The 14,116-nt window shown below is 74.6% G+C and carries 12 protein-coding genes and 2 tRNA genes; 9 read left to right on the top strand and 5 right to left on the bottom strand.

The window, feature by feature from the left end; genetic code table 11:
- Nucleotides 1–2: 2 nt before the first annotated feature.
- On the bottom strand, nt 3–680 hold the full coding sequence (locus tag SJY06_RS17030; RefSeq protein ID WP_380168721.1) for a hypothetical protein: 678 nt from the start codon (nt 678–680) through the stop codon (nt 3–5).
- 118 nt (nt 681–798) lie between these two features.
- On the opposite strand from SJY06_RS17030, the gene SJY06_RS17025 reads away from it, so the two are divergent.
- The gene (locus SJY06_RS17025; RefSeq protein ID WP_380168720.1) at nt 799–1,392 is read left to right on the top strand and encodes a dihydrofolate reductase family protein; all 594 of its coding nucleotides are present in this window, start codon (nt 799–801) and stop codon (nt 1,390–1,392) included.
- On the opposite strand, the gene SJY06_RS17020 is transcribed toward SJY06_RS17025, so the two are convergent.
- On the bottom strand, nt 1,353–2,237 hold the full coding sequence (locus tag SJY06_RS17020) for a 3-methyladenine DNA glycosylase (protein WP_380168719.1): 885 nt from the start codon (nt 2,235–2,237) through the stop codon (nt 1,353–1,355). The genes SJY06_RS17025 and SJY06_RS17020 overlap by 40 nt on opposite strands.
- Nucleotides 2,238–2,277: 40 nt before the next feature.
- On the opposite strand from SJY06_RS17020, the gene SJY06_RS17015 reads away from it, so the two are divergent.
- Both SJY06_RS17015 and gltX read left to right on the top strand, forming a co-directional pair.
- The gene (locus SJY06_RS17015; RefSeq protein ID WP_380168718.1) at nt 2,278–3,081 is read left to right on the top strand and encodes a fumarylacetoacetate hydrolase family protein; all 804 of its coding nucleotides are present in this window, start codon (nt 2,278–2,280) and stop codon (nt 3,079–3,081) included.
- The gene (gltX, locus tag SJY06_RS17010; protein ID WP_380168717.1) at nt 3,078–4,583 is read left to right on the top strand and encodes a glutamate--tRNA ligase; all 1,506 of its coding nucleotides are present in this window, start codon (nt 3,078–3,080) and stop codon (nt 4,581–4,583) included. The genes SJY06_RS17015 and gltX overlap by 4 nt, the downstream gene beginning before the upstream one ends.
- Nucleotides 4,584–4,618: 35 nt before the next feature.
- On the opposite strand, the gene SJY06_RS17005 is transcribed toward gltX, so the two are convergent.
- Nucleotides 4,619–6,724, bottom strand: a complete 2,106-nt coding sequence (locus SJY06_RS17005) for a hypothetical protein (protein WP_380168716.1) — start codon at nt 6,722–6,724, stop codon at nt 4,619–4,621.
- A 249-nt stretch (nt 6,725–6,973) separates the two neighbouring features.
- On the opposite strand from SJY06_RS17005, the gene SJY06_RS17000 reads away from it, so the two are divergent.
- Nucleotides 6,974–7,045, top strand: a tRNA-Gln gene (locus SJY06_RS17000).
- A gap of 60 nt (nt 7,046–7,105) precedes the next feature.
- Nucleotides 7,106–7,178: transfer RNA gene (locus SJY06_RS16995), tRNA-Glu, on the top strand.
- 115 nt (nt 7,179–7,293) lie between these two features.
- On the opposite strand, the gene SJY06_RS16990 is transcribed toward SJY06_RS16995, so the two are convergent.
- Complete coding sequence (locus SJY06_RS16990; protein WP_380168715.1) at nt 7,294–8,133, bottom strand: IclR family transcriptional regulator; 840 nt, start codon at nt 8,131–8,133, stop codon at nt 7,294–7,296.
- A gap of 105 nt (nt 8,134–8,238) precedes the next feature.
- Between SJY06_RS16990 and leuC the strand changes: the two genes are divergently transcribed.
- From leuC to murA, 4 genes are all read left to right on the top strand, one after another.
- The gene (leuC, locus tag SJY06_RS16985; RefSeq protein ID WP_380168714.1) at nt 8,239–9,663 is read left to right on the top strand and encodes a 3-isopropylmalate dehydratase large subunit; all 1,425 of its coding nucleotides are present in this window, start codon (nt 8,239–8,241) and stop codon (nt 9,661–9,663) included.
- Nucleotides 9,664–9,676: 13 nt separating this feature from the next.
- Entirely contained in the window at nt 9,677–10,276 is a 600-nt protein-coding gene (leuD, locus tag SJY06_RS16980; RefSeq protein ID WP_380168713.1) for a 3-isopropylmalate dehydratase small subunit, read from the top strand.
- A gap of 85 nt (nt 10,277–10,361) precedes the next feature.
- Nucleotides 10,362–11,954, top strand: a complete 1,593-nt coding sequence (locus SJY06_RS16975) for an HU family DNA-binding protein (RefSeq protein WP_380168712.1) — start codon at nt 10,362–10,364, stop codon at nt 11,952–11,954.
- A gap of 67 nt (nt 11,955–12,021) precedes the next feature.
- Nucleotides 12,022–13,335, top strand: coding sequence for a UDP-N-acetylglucosamine 1-carboxyvinyltransferase (murA, locus tag SJY06_RS16970; protein ID WP_380168711.1), 1,314 nt, complete (start codon nt 12,022–12,024; stop codon nt 13,333–13,335).
- On the opposite strand, the gene cofC is transcribed toward murA, so the two are convergent.
- The gene (cofC, locus tag SJY06_RS16965) at nt 13,278–14,051 is read right to left on the bottom strand and encodes a 2-phospho-L-lactate guanylyltransferase (RefSeq protein ID WP_380168710.1); all 774 of its coding nucleotides are present in this window, start codon (nt 14,049–14,051) and stop codon (nt 13,278–13,280) included. The genes murA and cofC overlap by 58 nt on opposite strands.
- Between the last annotated feature and the right edge of the window lie 65 nt (nt 14,052–14,116).

The raw sequence follows: 14,116 nt of genomic DNA, 5'->3' as shown, positions 1-14,116 counted from the left end.
GGCTACGGGTCCACCGGTTTGCGCGGGGACCGCAGCAGCTGCGGGTCGTCCCAGTCGTCGCACCCGATCACCAGGTCGGCCCGGGCCGTCGGGTCGCAGACCCGCTCGTACAGCCGCTGACCGAGCCGGTACCGGCGGTTGTCGGGGTGGTGCGGGTCCGCGGGTGACCCGTCACGCCGGGCCATCCGCCGGAACCGCTGCGGCGGGGTCGCCTCCAGCCGGATCGTCAGGTCCCAGGACCCGGCCAGCTCGTCGCGCAGCAGGAAGATGCCGTCCACCACGAGCACCCCGCGCGGTGGGACCGCCCGGGACGGGCTCTCGACCGCGGTGTCGGTCCTGACGTCGCGGACCGCGGCCCGGTACGAGCCCGAGCCTCGGCGCCACGGGACGAGCAGCTCGAGGCGCAGCGCCTCGTAGTCGTAGGAGTCGAGCCAGAAGCCTGCGGGGGAGCGTCGTCCCCGGGCGTAACGCCGGTCCCGGCGGTGGTGGAAGCCGTCGACGGACACCTGGTGCACCTCGCACCCGGACCGTCGCAGGACGCCGGCCAGGCCGGTGGCGAAGGTGGACTTGCCGGCCCCGTCCGCCCCGTCGACCGCCACCAGGCGCGGACCGGGCGATGCCGATGCCGCCGTCTCGTCGACGTGCCGCGCCACGACAGCCAGCAGGTCACCCGGGTCCACCGGGCCATCCTCCCGCCACCCCCGGGCCGACGGACAAACCACTCGACCTCCGGACCGAGCCACGGCACCCTCGACCCCGGCCGTCCCACCGACCGACCAGCACCCAGGAGGCACCCCCGTGCGAGCTCTCGTCTACTTCGTCGCCGTCAGCCTCGACGGCCGCATCGCAGGCCCGGCGGGCGAGACCGAGGCGTTCCCCACCGACCCGGGCTACCTGGCCCGACTGGCCGAGGACTGGGGCGACGGCCTGCCCACCGGCTTCCACCAGGCCATGGGGACGACGCCGCCCGGCACCCGCTGGGACACCGTCGTGATGGGCCGGGGCACCTTCCAGCCCGCGTTGGACGCCGGGGTCGCCGACCCCTACGCGCACCTGGACACCTACGTCCTGTCCGGCACGCTCGACCCGGCCGAGCACCCCGGGGTCACCGTCGTGGCCGAGGACGCCGTGACCTTCGTCCGCGACCTCAAGCGCCGTGCGGGCGGCGACATCTGGCTCTGCGGCGGCGGGGCGCTGGCCGGCGCGCTGGCCGACGAGGTCGACCGGCTGGTGCTCAAGGTCAACCCGGTCGTCCTGGGCGCCGGCGTGCCCCTGTTCGACGGCCGGTTCGCCCCGACCACCTGGCGGGCCACGGCGGAGGCGTCCCCCGGGGCCGGGGTGCGCCTGCTGACCTACGAGCGGGTCAGGGCCGAGGAGCGGTCCGGCTCCTGAGCCGTGCGGCACACCTTCAGCAGGCGCCGGCGCAGCGGGACGGCGCGGGCGGCCAGCGACCGCTGCTCGGCGGCGTAGGCCGCCCGGCCCGCAGGGGTCTCGACGGGGACCGCGGGCAGCCCGTAGCCGGAGACGTCGTACGGGCTGGCCCGCATGTCCAGCGTCCGGGCGTCGCGGGCCAGCTCGAAGCAGTCCAGGAGCAGGTCACCCGGCACGAGGGGACCGAGCGCGAGGGCCCACTTGAGCAGGTCCATCGTCACGTGGACGCAGCCCGCGTGGTCCAGCTCCGGCTGCCGCTCCCGGGTCGGGCGGACGTCGTTGAGCGGCGTGGCGTCGTCGGTGAAGAACCGGAACGCGTCGATGTGGCTGCAGCGCAGCGGCCTCGACTCCACCACCGCGTCGGTCCCCGCCTGACCCAGCCGCAGGGGCATGGCGTGCCGGTGGTCGTCGGAGCGGTAGACCATCGCCCACTCGTGCAGCCCGAAGCAGTCGTGGCGGGCCGGTCGCGACGCCACCCCGCCCAGCACGGCGGTGGTCCACTCCAGTGCCCCGGACCGGCGGGCCGCGAACGCCTCGAGGTCCACCGTCGACCCGACCCCGGCCGACGTGACGACCTCGCGGTGCCCGGTCGGGGGCTCGTCGACGTCCAGCAGCACGACCCCGACCCCGGCCTGCCAGCGGGCCAGCCGGGCCGGGCGCAGCGAGTAGTAGGTCCACAGGAAGTCGTCCACGGCGTGCGTCCGCCGCTGGGCGCGTCGCTCGCGGTACGCCGCCGACAGCGCCGCTGCCCGCGCCTCGTGGGCCACGAGCAGCGCCTGCCACGACCGCCGGGGGAGCACCTGCACCCGGTAAGGGTAGGCACGCGCCGCCGGTAGCCTCGCCGACGTGCGCATCGCGAGGTACACCGCAGGAGAGGACCCGGCCTTCGGCATCGTCGAGGGGGAGCCCGGCAGCGAGGTGGTCCGCCAGATCGCCGGCGACCCGATCTACGCCGAGCCCACCCCCACCGGCGTGGTCCACGACCTCGTCGACGTGAGGCTGCTGGCCCCCGTCATCCCGCGCAGCAAGATCGTGGGGATCGGCAAGAACTACGCCGACCACGTGGCCGAGATGGGCGGCGGAGACGCCCCCACCGAGCCCGCGATGTTCCTCAAGCCCAACACCTCGGTGGTCGGTCCCGACGACCCCGTGGTCCTGCCGTGGCAGAGCACCGACGTGCACTACGAGGGCGAGCTCGCCGTCGTCATCGGCCGGCTGTGCAAGGACGTCCCGCACGAGCGCGTCCCCGAGGTCGTCTTCGGCTACACCATCGCCAACGACGTCACCGCCCGTGACCTGCAGCGCAGCGACCTGCAGTGGGCGCGCGCCAAGGGCTTCGACACGTTCTGCCCGCTCGGGCCGTGGCTGGTCACCGCCGACGAGCTGGCCGTGGACGACCTGGCCATCAGCACCCGCCTCGACGGGCGCACCGTGCAGGAGGGCCGCACCTCGCAGCTGATCCACGACGTCGTCACCCTGGTCAGCGCCGTCAGCGAGGCGTTCACGCTGCTGCCCGGTGACGTCATCCTCACCGGCACCCCGGCCGGCGTCGGCCCGATGACCGACGGCCAGGTGGTCGAGGTCGAGGTCGAGGGCATCGGCGTGCTGCGCAACCCCGTCCGCGACTCCGGCTCGGGAGGGCCCGCATGAGCACCCACGACATCCCCGCCGACCAGCTGCGCGCCGGCGACGTCCGCGTCCGGTTCTGCCCCAGCCCCACCGGCAGCCCGCACGTCGGCCTGGTCCGCACGGCGCTGTTCAACTGGGCCTACGCCCGGCACACGGGTGGCACGTTCGTGTTCCGGATCGAGGACACCGACGCCGCCCGCGACTCCGTCGACTCCTACGACGCGCTGCTGGACTCGCTGCGCTGGCTCGGCCTGGACTGGGACGAGGGCCCGGAGGTGGGCGGCCCGCACGAGCCCTACCGGCAGTCGCAGCGCCGCGCCCACTACGACGACGCCATCGCCCGCCTGGTCGAGGCGGGCCACCTGTACGAGTCGTACTCCACGCCGGCCGAGGTCGAGCAGCGCCACCGCGACCACGGCCGCGACCCCAAGCTCGGCTACGACAACCACGACCGGTTCCTGACCGACGACGCCCGGGCGGCGTTCGCGGCCGAGGGCCGGACCCCGGTGCTGCGGTTCCGGATGCCGGACGCCGACATCGTGGTCGACGACCTGGTCCGCGGGGACATCACGTTCGCCCAGGGCACGGTCCCCGACTTCGCGGTCGTGCGCGCCAACGGCGACCCGCTGTACACGCTGGTCAACCCGGTCGACGACGCGCTCATGGGCATCACCCACGTGCTGCGCGGCGAGGACCTGCTCAGCTCCACCCCGCGGCAGGTCGCGCTGTACGACGCGCTGCACCGGGTCGGCATCGGCACCGGCCCGCCGCGCTTCGGCCACCTGCCCTACGTCATGGGCGAGGGCAACAAGAAGCTGTCCAAGCGGGACCCCGAGTCCAACCTGCTGCTGCACCGCGAGCGGGGTTTCCTGCCCGAGGGGCTGCTCAACTACCTGGCCCTGCTCGGCTGGGGCATCGCCGAGGACCGTGACGTCTTCACCCTGGCCGAGATGGTGCAGGCCTTCGACGTGGCCGACGTCAACGCCAACCCGGCCCGCTTCGACGTGGCCAAGGCCGAGGCGATCAACGCCCAGCACATGCGGGCGCTGCCGACCGAGGAGCTCGCCCGCCGGCTGGTGCCGTACCTGTCCGGGTGCGTGTCCGACCCGCCGACCCCGCGGCAGCAGGAGCTGCTGGACGCGGCGACCCCGCTGGTGCAGGAGCGGATGACGCTGCTGGGCCAGGCGCCGGACATGATGGGCTTCCTGTTCGTGGCCGACGCCGACCTGCCCCACGACCCGGACAGCGTGGCGGCGCTGCGCGAGGAGGCCCCGCAGGTCCTCGACGCCACCGTCCAGGCGCTGCAGGCCCTGCCCACCTGGGACACCGCGGCCATCGAGGCGGCGCTGCGCGCGGCGCTGGTGGACGGCCTGGGCGTCAAGCCCAAGTTCGCGTTCGCGCCCGTGCGCGTGGCCATCACCGGACGACGCGTGTTGCCGCCGCTGTTCGAGTCGATGGAGCTGCTCGGTCGGGAGTCCAGCCTGGCCCGGCTGCAGCGGCTCCAGGCGGCCCTCCCGGGCTGAGGCCCGGGTCCTCAGGGCAGCGGCGCCGGGTCCTGTCAGGGCAGGGGCGCCACCCACGCCTGGACGGGCAGCGGCCGCGTGCCCAGCGGCCTCTCCTCGAGCAGGCGCTCGGGCTCGGTCGTGTCCAGGTCGACCACCAGGGGGACCGTCCGGCCGGTCGCGTCGGCCACCAGCTGTGCGCTGGCCTGGTCGCCGACCATGACCACCGGGTCGTAGCCGTTCGCCCGGGCCGCGTCCGCCGCGCTCGCCAGGACGTCGGCCAGGGTCCGACCGGTGTCGGTGGCGACCGGCTCGATGCCGACCAGCGGCACGCCGCAGCGCGCCCGCACCACGGGCGCCCACTCCACACGCGCGCGGAAGCCCACGCTGAGCAGGGCCGGCTGCGGGCCGGCCTCGGCCAGGGCGTCGCACACGCTCTCGGTGGCCTCGACCTGGCCGACCTCGGTCCGGGTGGTGAGCATCGGGAGGGTGGCGGCGGCCGTGGGCACGAGCACCGTGACGGCCAGCGCCGCGGCCACGACCGGGCGCCACACCGCCCCGCGCAGCCGTCCGTCAGGGCCCGGGCGCACCCGGGCGATCCGGACCAGCACGGCCGTGGCGGCCAGCACCAGGAACGGGTACGTGACCGTGACGTAGCGGCGGTCGGCCCAGGGGTGGTCCGGGGTGATGGCGGGGCGGTGCAGGGCGACCACCGTCACCGCGATGGCGATCGCGGCGGGCAGCAGCCAGCCCGGCAGCGGGCCCGGGCGGAGCACGGCCCTGGCCCCCACGTACGTGAGGCCGACCGCACCGACGAACGCGAGCACCACCGTCACCGGACCGAGCCACCAGACCAGCCACTGCACGGACATCTCGGCGTAGGTGCGCAGCCCGTCGACCTCGAGCCCCTGCTGGGACTGCAGGGCGCCGACGAAGTCGTCCATGCCCGGCAGGTACGGGTCCAGGCGCCGGTCGACCAGCCACAGCGGACGGCTGGCCAGGACCAGGCCCACCACGGCCACGAGCGCCGCGGCGGCCCCGGGCAGCACACTCGCCAACCGGGTCGCAGCCGGCGGGGCGCCGTCGTGCCAGCGCCGCTGGAGGTGCCGGCCCAGCAGCAGGCCGGCCCCCGACAGCACGGCCAGCAGGGCACCGGCCACCACCAGCGGGACCAGCGAGCTGGCCACGGAGGCGATGTACGGCGAGGACCACCAGGTCGTGGCCAGAGACGCGGGGACACCGGTCAGCAGCGCGCCGACCAGCAGGGGTCCGCCGGCCGGGTGGCGGCGACCGACGAGCACCGCCGCCAGGGGGACCAGCAGGACCAGCTCGCGCACGGCGTCGATCCGGACGAACAGGTTCGCCCCGAGCAGCGCCCCGGCCACCAGCGCGGTCAGCCGCGGCCGCCGGTCGGTGGTGGTGGCCAGGACCAGCAGGGCGGCGCCCGTGCCCACGTACAGCAGCGAGAACGGCTCGGAGAACGTCTGCCGGGCGACCAGCAGCACGGGCTGGCTGACGGCGAGCACCACGAGCGCCAGCACGGCCGCCGCGCGGCCCAGCAGGTGGGCCGCGAGCCCGGCGAAGGCGGCCAGCGCCAGCGCGGCCACGACGGCCGGCAGGACCATGAGCCCGCTCCAGCCGCCGACCCACCAGCCCAGCCCGAGCAGGGCCGGCACCCCGACGAGGAACTGGGGCACGACCGTCAGCGTCGTCTCGCCCCCGGCGCCCGTGCTGGGGACGGCGTACTGGGCTGCGGCGCTGACCCTCACCCAGGGGTCGGACGCGGCCAGGCCGAAGACCTCCAGGCCCGGGTCGAGCGGCACACCGCCGTAGCGGGCCAGGGCGAGGGCGTAGGTGGCGTAGGCACCGGGGTCACGACGGACGACCACGTGCTCGCCGTGGGTGAGCGCGGCCCATACCCCGAAGGCCCCGCACAGGACGAGCAGCAGCACGGCGGTGCGCCAGGGGAGCCGCGGCAGCGGCACGCGCGGAACGACGGCGACGGCCAGGGCGAGGCCGGCGACCAGGCCGGCGGCGCCCGTCCACGGGGTCCAGGCGCCCAGGTGCTGCGTGAGGCCGGCCAGCGCCATCACCGGCAGGGCCAGCAGCGCCGCGCCCAGGGGCAGGGCCAGGACTGCGGTCGTGCCGGTCGGCGCGGTCACGTCGCCCTCGTCCGGCCGGACCGGCGGACGAGGGGCCTGGTGGCCGGTGGACGCGGGTGCACCGGGCGTGGGCGTGTCCAGCGGGTCCCCCAGGTCAGGTCGGTGGCGTCTGCGGCACAGGCGCGTCCGCAGCAGAAACGTAGGCGCTGCGGCGCCGCGCGGGGCTCCGACGCGGCGCGGTTTGGAACGCCCTGCCGGATCGGCTACCCTCGCACGGTCGCGACAACGCCTCGGCGGGGTCCGATCCCATGGGGTATGGGGTAATTGGCAGCCCAACTGATTCTGGTTCAGTTAGTCTAGGTTCGAGTCCTGGTACCCCAGCAGGTGAGTTCCGCCTCAGATCCTGGGGTAGTCTTCACCGGCCCGCAAGGGCACACACCTGGCCCCGTCGTCTAGCGGCCTAGGACGCCGCCCTCTCAAGGCGGTAGCGCCGGTTCGAATCCGGTCGGGGCTACATCACGAAGGCCCGCTCCAGCAGGAGCGGGCCTTCGTCGTACCCGGGGGCGGTCAGCCGGTCAGCCGGTCAGCCCGGTCAGCCGGGGCCAGCCCGATCAGCCCGGGTCGGCCGGTCAGCCCGCCGGGCGGGTGGGCACCCGCAGGTCCGGCCGGACGGTCCTGGCGGTCCGGTAGGCCGGGGGCGCCGGCGGCAGCGGCCCCACGGTCGGCGTCGCCGCGACCACCGACACCACGTCGCCACCGGCCCGCCGCAGCGCCTCGGTCAGCCGGTTGGCGGCCGCCATCACCGCCGGGGCGTGCAGCCGACCGGGCTGCCGGGAGAACCGCTCGATCGGCCCGGACACCGAGATCGCCGCGACGACCCGCCCTTGCCCGTCGCGCACCGGGGCCGACACCGAGGCGACCCCCGGCTCGCGCTCCCCGACGGACTGGGCCCAGCCGCGTCGACGCACCTGCGACAGCGACGTCGCGGTGAAGCGGGCCCCGATCAGCCCCTTGTGCAGGCGGTCGGGCTCCTCCCAGGCCAGCAGCACCTGGGCGGCCGAGCCGGCCAGCATGGTCAGCGTCGCGCCGACGGGCACGCTGTCGCGCAGCCCGCTGGGCCGTTCCACCGCGGCGACGCAGACCCGGTGCTCGCCCTGCCGGCGGTACACCTGCGCGCTCTCGCCGGTGTGGTCGCGCAGGGCGAGCAGGACGGGGGTGGCGGCCGCGAACAGCTTGTCCTCGCCGGCCGAGGCGGCCAGCTCGGCGATGCGGGGCCCCAGCACGAACCGGCCGCTGACGTCGCGCGCCACCAGCCGGTGGTGCTCGAGGGCCACGGCCAGCCGGTGGGCGGTCGGTCGGGCCAGCCCGGTCGCCTCGACCAGCTGGGCCAGGGTCACGGGGCCGCCCTCGAGGGCGCCCAGCACGATGGCGGCCTTGTCCAGGACGCCGACTCCGCTACTCTTGTCCACGAGTCGATATTGCCGTCTCGACATGTGGATGGCAAGCGTCGCGGCGGAGAAGTCGCGGCGGAACGCACCACGAGGGCGGCCCGAGGCCGCGGGAGGTCACCGAGGATGAGCAGGACGCTCGCCGAGAAGCTGTGGGACGCGCACGTCGTGCGCAAGGGGGAGGGCGACGAGCCCGACCTGCTCTACATCGACCTGCACCTGATCCACGAGGTGACCAGCCCGCAGGCCTTCGACGGGCTGCGCCTGGCCGGTCGCGGGGTGCGCCGGCCCGACCTGACGATCGCCACCGAGGACCACAACGTCCCCACCACGCCCGGTGTGGGCCGCAACATCCCGATCGACGACCCGGTCAGCCGGACCCAGGTCGACGCGCTGCGCACCAACTGCGAGGAGTTCGGCGTCCGGCTGCACCCGCTCGGTGATGTCGAGCAGGGGATCGTGCACGTCGTCGGTCCCCAGCTGGGTCTGACCATGCCGGGGGTGACCGTCGTCTGCGGCGACAGCCACACCTCGACCCACGGCGCCTTCGGCGCGCTGGCGTTCGGCATCGGCACCAGCGAGGTCGAGCACGTCCTCGCGACGCAGACGCTGCCGCTGCGCCCGTTCCGGACCATGGCCATCACCATCGACGGCGAGCTGCCCGAGGGGTCGACGTCCAAGGACATCATCCTGGCCGTCATCGCGAAGATCGGGACCGGCGGCGGGCAGGGCTACGTCCTGGAGTACCGCGGCGAGGCCATCCGGCAGCTGTCGATGGAGTCCCGGATGACCATCTGCAACATGTCCATCGAGGCCGGCGCCCGCGCCGGGATGATCGCCCCCGACGACACCACGTTCGCGTACCTGCAGGGTCGTCCCCACGCGCCGCAGGGCGCCGACTGGGACGCCGCGGTCCAGTACTGGCGCACCCTGCGCACCGACGACGACGCGACCTTCGACGCGGAGGTCGTCCTGGACGCCGCCGACATCGAGCCGTTCGTCACCTGGGGCACCAACCCGGGCCAGGGCCTGCCGCTGTCGGCGTCGGTGCCCGACCCGCAGGACATCACCGACGCCGGGGTGCGCGCGAGCGCCGAGAAGGCCCTGGCCTATATGGACCTGACACCCGGGACGCCGCTGCGCGACATCCCGGTCGACACCGTGTTCATCGGCTCCTGCACCAACGGCCGGATCGAGGACCTGCGGGCTGCCGCGGCGGTGGTCCAGGGCCGGACCAAGCACCCCGACGTCCGCGTCATGGTCGTGCCGGGCTCGGCGCGGGTGCGCCTGGACGCCGAGGCCGAGGGCCTGGACGTCGTGTTCAAGGACTTCGGCGCGGAGTGGCGCAACGCGGGCTGCTCGATGTGCCTCGGCATGAACCCGGACCAGCTCGCCCCCGGTGAGCGCAGCGCGTCGACCTCCAACCGCAACTTCGAAGGGCGACAGGGCAAGGGTGGTCGTACCCACCTGGTCAGCCCGCTCGTCGCCGCCGCCACCGCGGTGCGCGGCACGCTGTCCAGCCCCGCCGACCTCGAGCCCGTCCAGGCCTGACAGGAGACCGACCGTGGAACCGTTCACCACCCACACCGGCGTCGGCGTCCCGCTGCGCGCGAGCAACGTCGACACCGACCAGATCATCCCCGCCGTCTACCTCAAGCGGGTGTCGCGGACCGGCTTCGAGGACGGGCTGTTCTCGGCCTGGCGCAACGACCCGTCGTTCGTGCTCAACCAGGAGCCGTACCGGGCCGGCAGCGTGCTGGTCGCGGGCCCCGACTTCGGCACCGGGTCCTCCCGCGAGCACGCGGTGTGGGCGCTCAAGGACTACGGCTTCCGGGTCGTCCTGTCCTCGCGCTTCGCCGACATCTTCCGCGGCAACTCCGGCAAGCAGGGGCTGCTGGCGGGGCAGGTGGCGCAGGACGACGTCGAGATGCTGTGGAAGATGCTGGAGACCGAGCCCGGCACGCAGGTGACCGTCGACCTGCAGGCGCGCCAGGGACGCTGCCAGGAGTTCGTGTTCCCGGTCGGGGTCGACGACTACACGCGCTACCGCCTGCTCGAGGGGCTGGACGACATCGGGATCACGCTGCAGCACGCGACGGCGATCGACGAGTTCGAGGCCGCGCGCGAGGCCTGGCGCCCCACCACCCTGCCCGTTCGCGGCTGAGGCGTCCCGGCCAGCCGCGTGGACCGGGCGGCCGGTGGGTCGTAGCGTGGGCGGGCCAGGTCCGCCGACGTCGCCAGGAGGCACCGTGAACAGGTCCGATCTCATCGACGCGATCGCCGAGCGCATCGGCGACCGCAAGAAGGCCAAGCAGGCCGTCGACGCCCTCGTGGAGTCGATCACGGACGCCGTGGCCCGTGGTGAGAAGGTGGCCGTCAGCGGCCTGGGGACCTTCGAGCGCGCGTACCGCGCCGCCAGCAGCGACGAGAAGGCGCACGTGGCCGGGGTCACGGTCCCCAAGTTCGAGCCGGCCAAGGGCTTCCGCGTGCTGGTCGACGAGGCGAAGGGCCTGGGCGAGCAGGCCATCGCGGTCGCCGCCGCCGCCGTCGCGGAGGGCGCCAAGGCGGCCAAGGTGCGCAAGGTCGCCACCAAGGCCCAGGTCAAGGCCGAGAAGAAGTACGGCAAGAAGGCCCGTCCGACGACCCCGCCCGCAGCTCCCGAGGTCGTCCCGGCCGCCACGGCTCCCGTCGTCAGCGAGCCGGCCACGAAGAAGACCAGCGCCGCGAAGAAGACCAGCGCGAAGAAGACCAGCGCCGCGAAGAAGACCAGCGCGAAGAAGACCAGCGCGAAGAAGACCAGCGCGAAGAAGACCAGCGCGAAGAAGACCAGCGCGGCGAAGAAGTCCAGCGGCGCGAGGCCCGCCACGACCAGCGTGGCGACGACCAGCGCTGCGAAGCCCGCCAAGAAGTCTGCGGCGAAGAAGTCCAGCGCGGCGAAGAAGTCCAGCGCGGCGAAGACGAGCAGCCCGGCGAAGAAGTCGAGCGCCGCGAAGAAGGCCAGCGCCGCGGGCACCAGCGCCGCGAAGAAGACCAGCGCCGCGGGCACCAGCGCCGCGAAGAAGACCACCCCCGCGAAGAAGGCCAGCGCGGCGAAGAAGACGACCGCGACGAAGACGGCCAGCGCGACGCGACGGACCGAGAGCGACACCGCCGGCCGGACGGGACCTGCCACGGCGCCCCCTGCGCCCGCGGCCTCCGGTTCGGGCCCGGCCACCTCCTCGGGCAGCGGGTCGAGCACCGGCACGGCTGTCGCCCCGGCCGACGCCGGTTCCTCGGCGTCGACGCCCGGCTCCGCGCCGTCTGCTCAGTCGTCAGCTCGCACCACCACCCCCCGCAAGACGACCTCTGGCACCACGGCGGCGCGGAAGACGACCGCGGGTTCGACGGCGGCGCGGAAGACGGCGGCGGGTTCGACGGCGGCGCGGAAGACGACCGCGGGTGCGACGGCGGCGCGGAAGACGACCGCGGGTGCGACGGCGGCGCGCAAGGCGACCGCGGGCCCGACCACCGCGCGGAAGACGACCGCGGGCACGACGGCCGCGCGGAAGACGACCGCGGGCAGCACGACCGCGGGCACGACGGCCGCGCGCAAGACGACCGCGGGCAGCACGACGGCGCGCAAGACGACCGCCAGCACCACCCCGGCCGGCTCCAGCCGCACGCCGGCCCGCCGCCCGGCCGTCCGGTCGACCACGTCCGGCGCCACGTCCGCTCCTGCGTCCGGTCCCACCGCGGGGCCGACGACCGGGTCGTCCGCGACCACGGCTCCGACGGCCCCGGCGGCGCCGTCCGCGCCCGCGGGCACGCCCGACCAGGCGTCGGCACCCGTGTCGCCGTCCTGACCTGCAGGTCCGCGACGGGCCGCCCCGGGGTGACAGGAGTCGCCCCGGGATGGGCCACCATGGTGGGGTGACCGACACCCTCATCGTCCACGGTGGCTCCCCGTTGCACGGCCGCATCCGGCTGCGGGGCGCCAAGAACTTCGTGTCCAAGGCCATGGTGGCCTCGCTGCTCGGCGAGACCCCCAGCCGGCTGCGCAACGTCCCGCAGATCCGGGACGTGGGCGTCGTCACCGGCCTGCTCGAGCTGCACGGGGTCAGCGTCACGACCGTCGGCGACGACACCCTGCTGCTCGACCCGACCGAGGTGGAGACCGCGCACAGCGCGGACATCGACGCCCACGCCGGGACCAGCCGGATCCCGATCCTGCTGTGCGGGCCGCTGCTGCACCGCCTCGGCGAGGCGTTCATCCCCGACCTGGGTGGCTGCAAGATCGGCGACCGCCCCATCAACTACCACCTGGAGAGCCTGCGGCGCTTCGGGGCCGTGGTGGACAAGCTCCCCAGCGGCATCCGGATCACCGCCCCCAAGGGCCTCAAGGGCACCAAGATCGAGCTGGAGTTCCCCAGCGTCGGGGCCACCGAGCAGGTCCTGCTCACCGCGGTCCGCGCGGAGGGGGTCACCGAGCTCAAGAACGCCGCCATCGAGCCCGAGATCGCCGACCTCATCGCGGTGCTGCAGAAGATGGGCGCCATCATCAGCGTCGACACCGACCGCGTCATCCGCATCGAGGGCGTGGACCGGCTCGAGGGGTACGACCACTACGCCCTGACCGACCGCATCGAGGCCGCGTCGTGGGCCTGCGCGGCCCTGGCCACCCGTGGTGACGTCTTCCTCGAGGGCGCCACGCAGCCGGAGATGATGACGTTCCTCAACGTGTTCCGGAAGGTCGGCGGCCAGTTCGACGTCCGCGACGACGGCGTCCGGTTCTGGCACCCGGGCGGCGACCTGCGCTCGATCGTGCTGGAGACCGACGTCCACCCGGGCTTCATGACCGACTGGCAGCAGCCGCTCGTGGTCGCCCTCACCCAGGCCAGCGGCATCAGCATCGTCCACGAGACCGTCTACGAGAACCGCTTCGGCTTCACCGAGGCGCTGCGCGAGATGGGCGCGACCATCCAGGTCTACCGGGAGTGCCTCGGCGGTGCCTCCTGCCGGTTCGGGCAGCGCAACTTCCAGCACTCCGCGGTCGTGTCGGGACCGTCGAAGCTGCACAGCGCCGAGATCACCGTCCCCGACCTGCGCGGCGGCTTCAGCCACCTGATCGCCGCCCTCGCGGCCGAGGGGACCTCCAAGGTCCACGGCATCGGCCTGATCGACCGGGGCTACGAGCGCTTCGGCGAGAAGCTGGCCGCCCTCGGCGCCATGGTCGAGCGGGGCTGAGCCGCCAGCACCTGCGCGGTGCGCGGTCCCACCCCCAGGGTGACCGCCTCGCGCAGGTGCTCGTCGGTGTCGACGTCGCGGCGCACCCCGGCCGGGGCCCGGTCCAGCACCGAGGCCAGCCGCGCGTGCGCCTGCGCCGAGCCCGGCCCGAACCGGGGCCGCAGCGCCGCGGGCCGGGCCGCGGCCAGCAGCACCGTGCCGTGACCGTCGGCGTCGGGCACGGTGACCATGGCGGCCGCGTCGCCGCCCGGCCCGGGCTGCTCCAACCGCCCCAGGCAGTCGTCGAGCACCCGTCGCAGGTCCGTCGGACGCAGCGACGGCAGGTCCGCCAGCAGCAGCGCGCACGGCCGGTCGCGGTGGCACGCCGCCGCCCCCGCCAGCAGCGCCCCGTCCAGGCCGGCGCCGGGGTCGGCCACCACGGTCGCCCCCAGCGCCTCGTGCTCCTGCGCGGTGGTGGCGTCCGCCGTGACCACGACCACCTGGGCGACGGCCGGGCACGCCAGCGCCGCCGCCACCGCGTCCAGCGCCACGGACCGGGCCAGCGCCGCGCGGCGCGGGTCCCGCAGCCGCGACTTCGCCCGGTCGCCGCCCTTGACCGGCATCACGACGGACCACACGGCGCCGACCGGTCCGGGGCCGGCGACGGTGGAGGAGACGGCCGTCCGGGTGACGTCGTCGGGGGCCGCCCCCGTCGCGCTCCCGCCGCCCGTCGTCACCGCGGCATCGTGCCACCGCCACGAGTCCTGCCGCCGTTAGGGTTCACGACGGCGGTGTCCCCGAC

Source organism: Jannaschia sp. R86511 (genome assembly GCF_042466345.1).
Classification (GTDB): domain Bacteria; phylum Actinomycetota; class Actinomycetes; order Actinomycetales; family JBBAYJ01; genus Aquipuribacter.
This window is presented reverse-complemented; position numbering and strand designations above follow the sequence as displayed.

Bases quoted from the DNA above. Each gene is read 5' to 3' on its own strand.
- gltX (WP_380168717.1), top strand. From the start codon at position 3,078: ATGAGCACCCACGACATCCCCGCCGACCAGCTGCGCGCCGGCGACGTC.
- leuC (WP_380168714.1), top strand. From the start codon at position 8,239: ATGAGCAGGACGCTCGCCGAGAAGCTGTGGGACGCGCACGTCGTGCGC.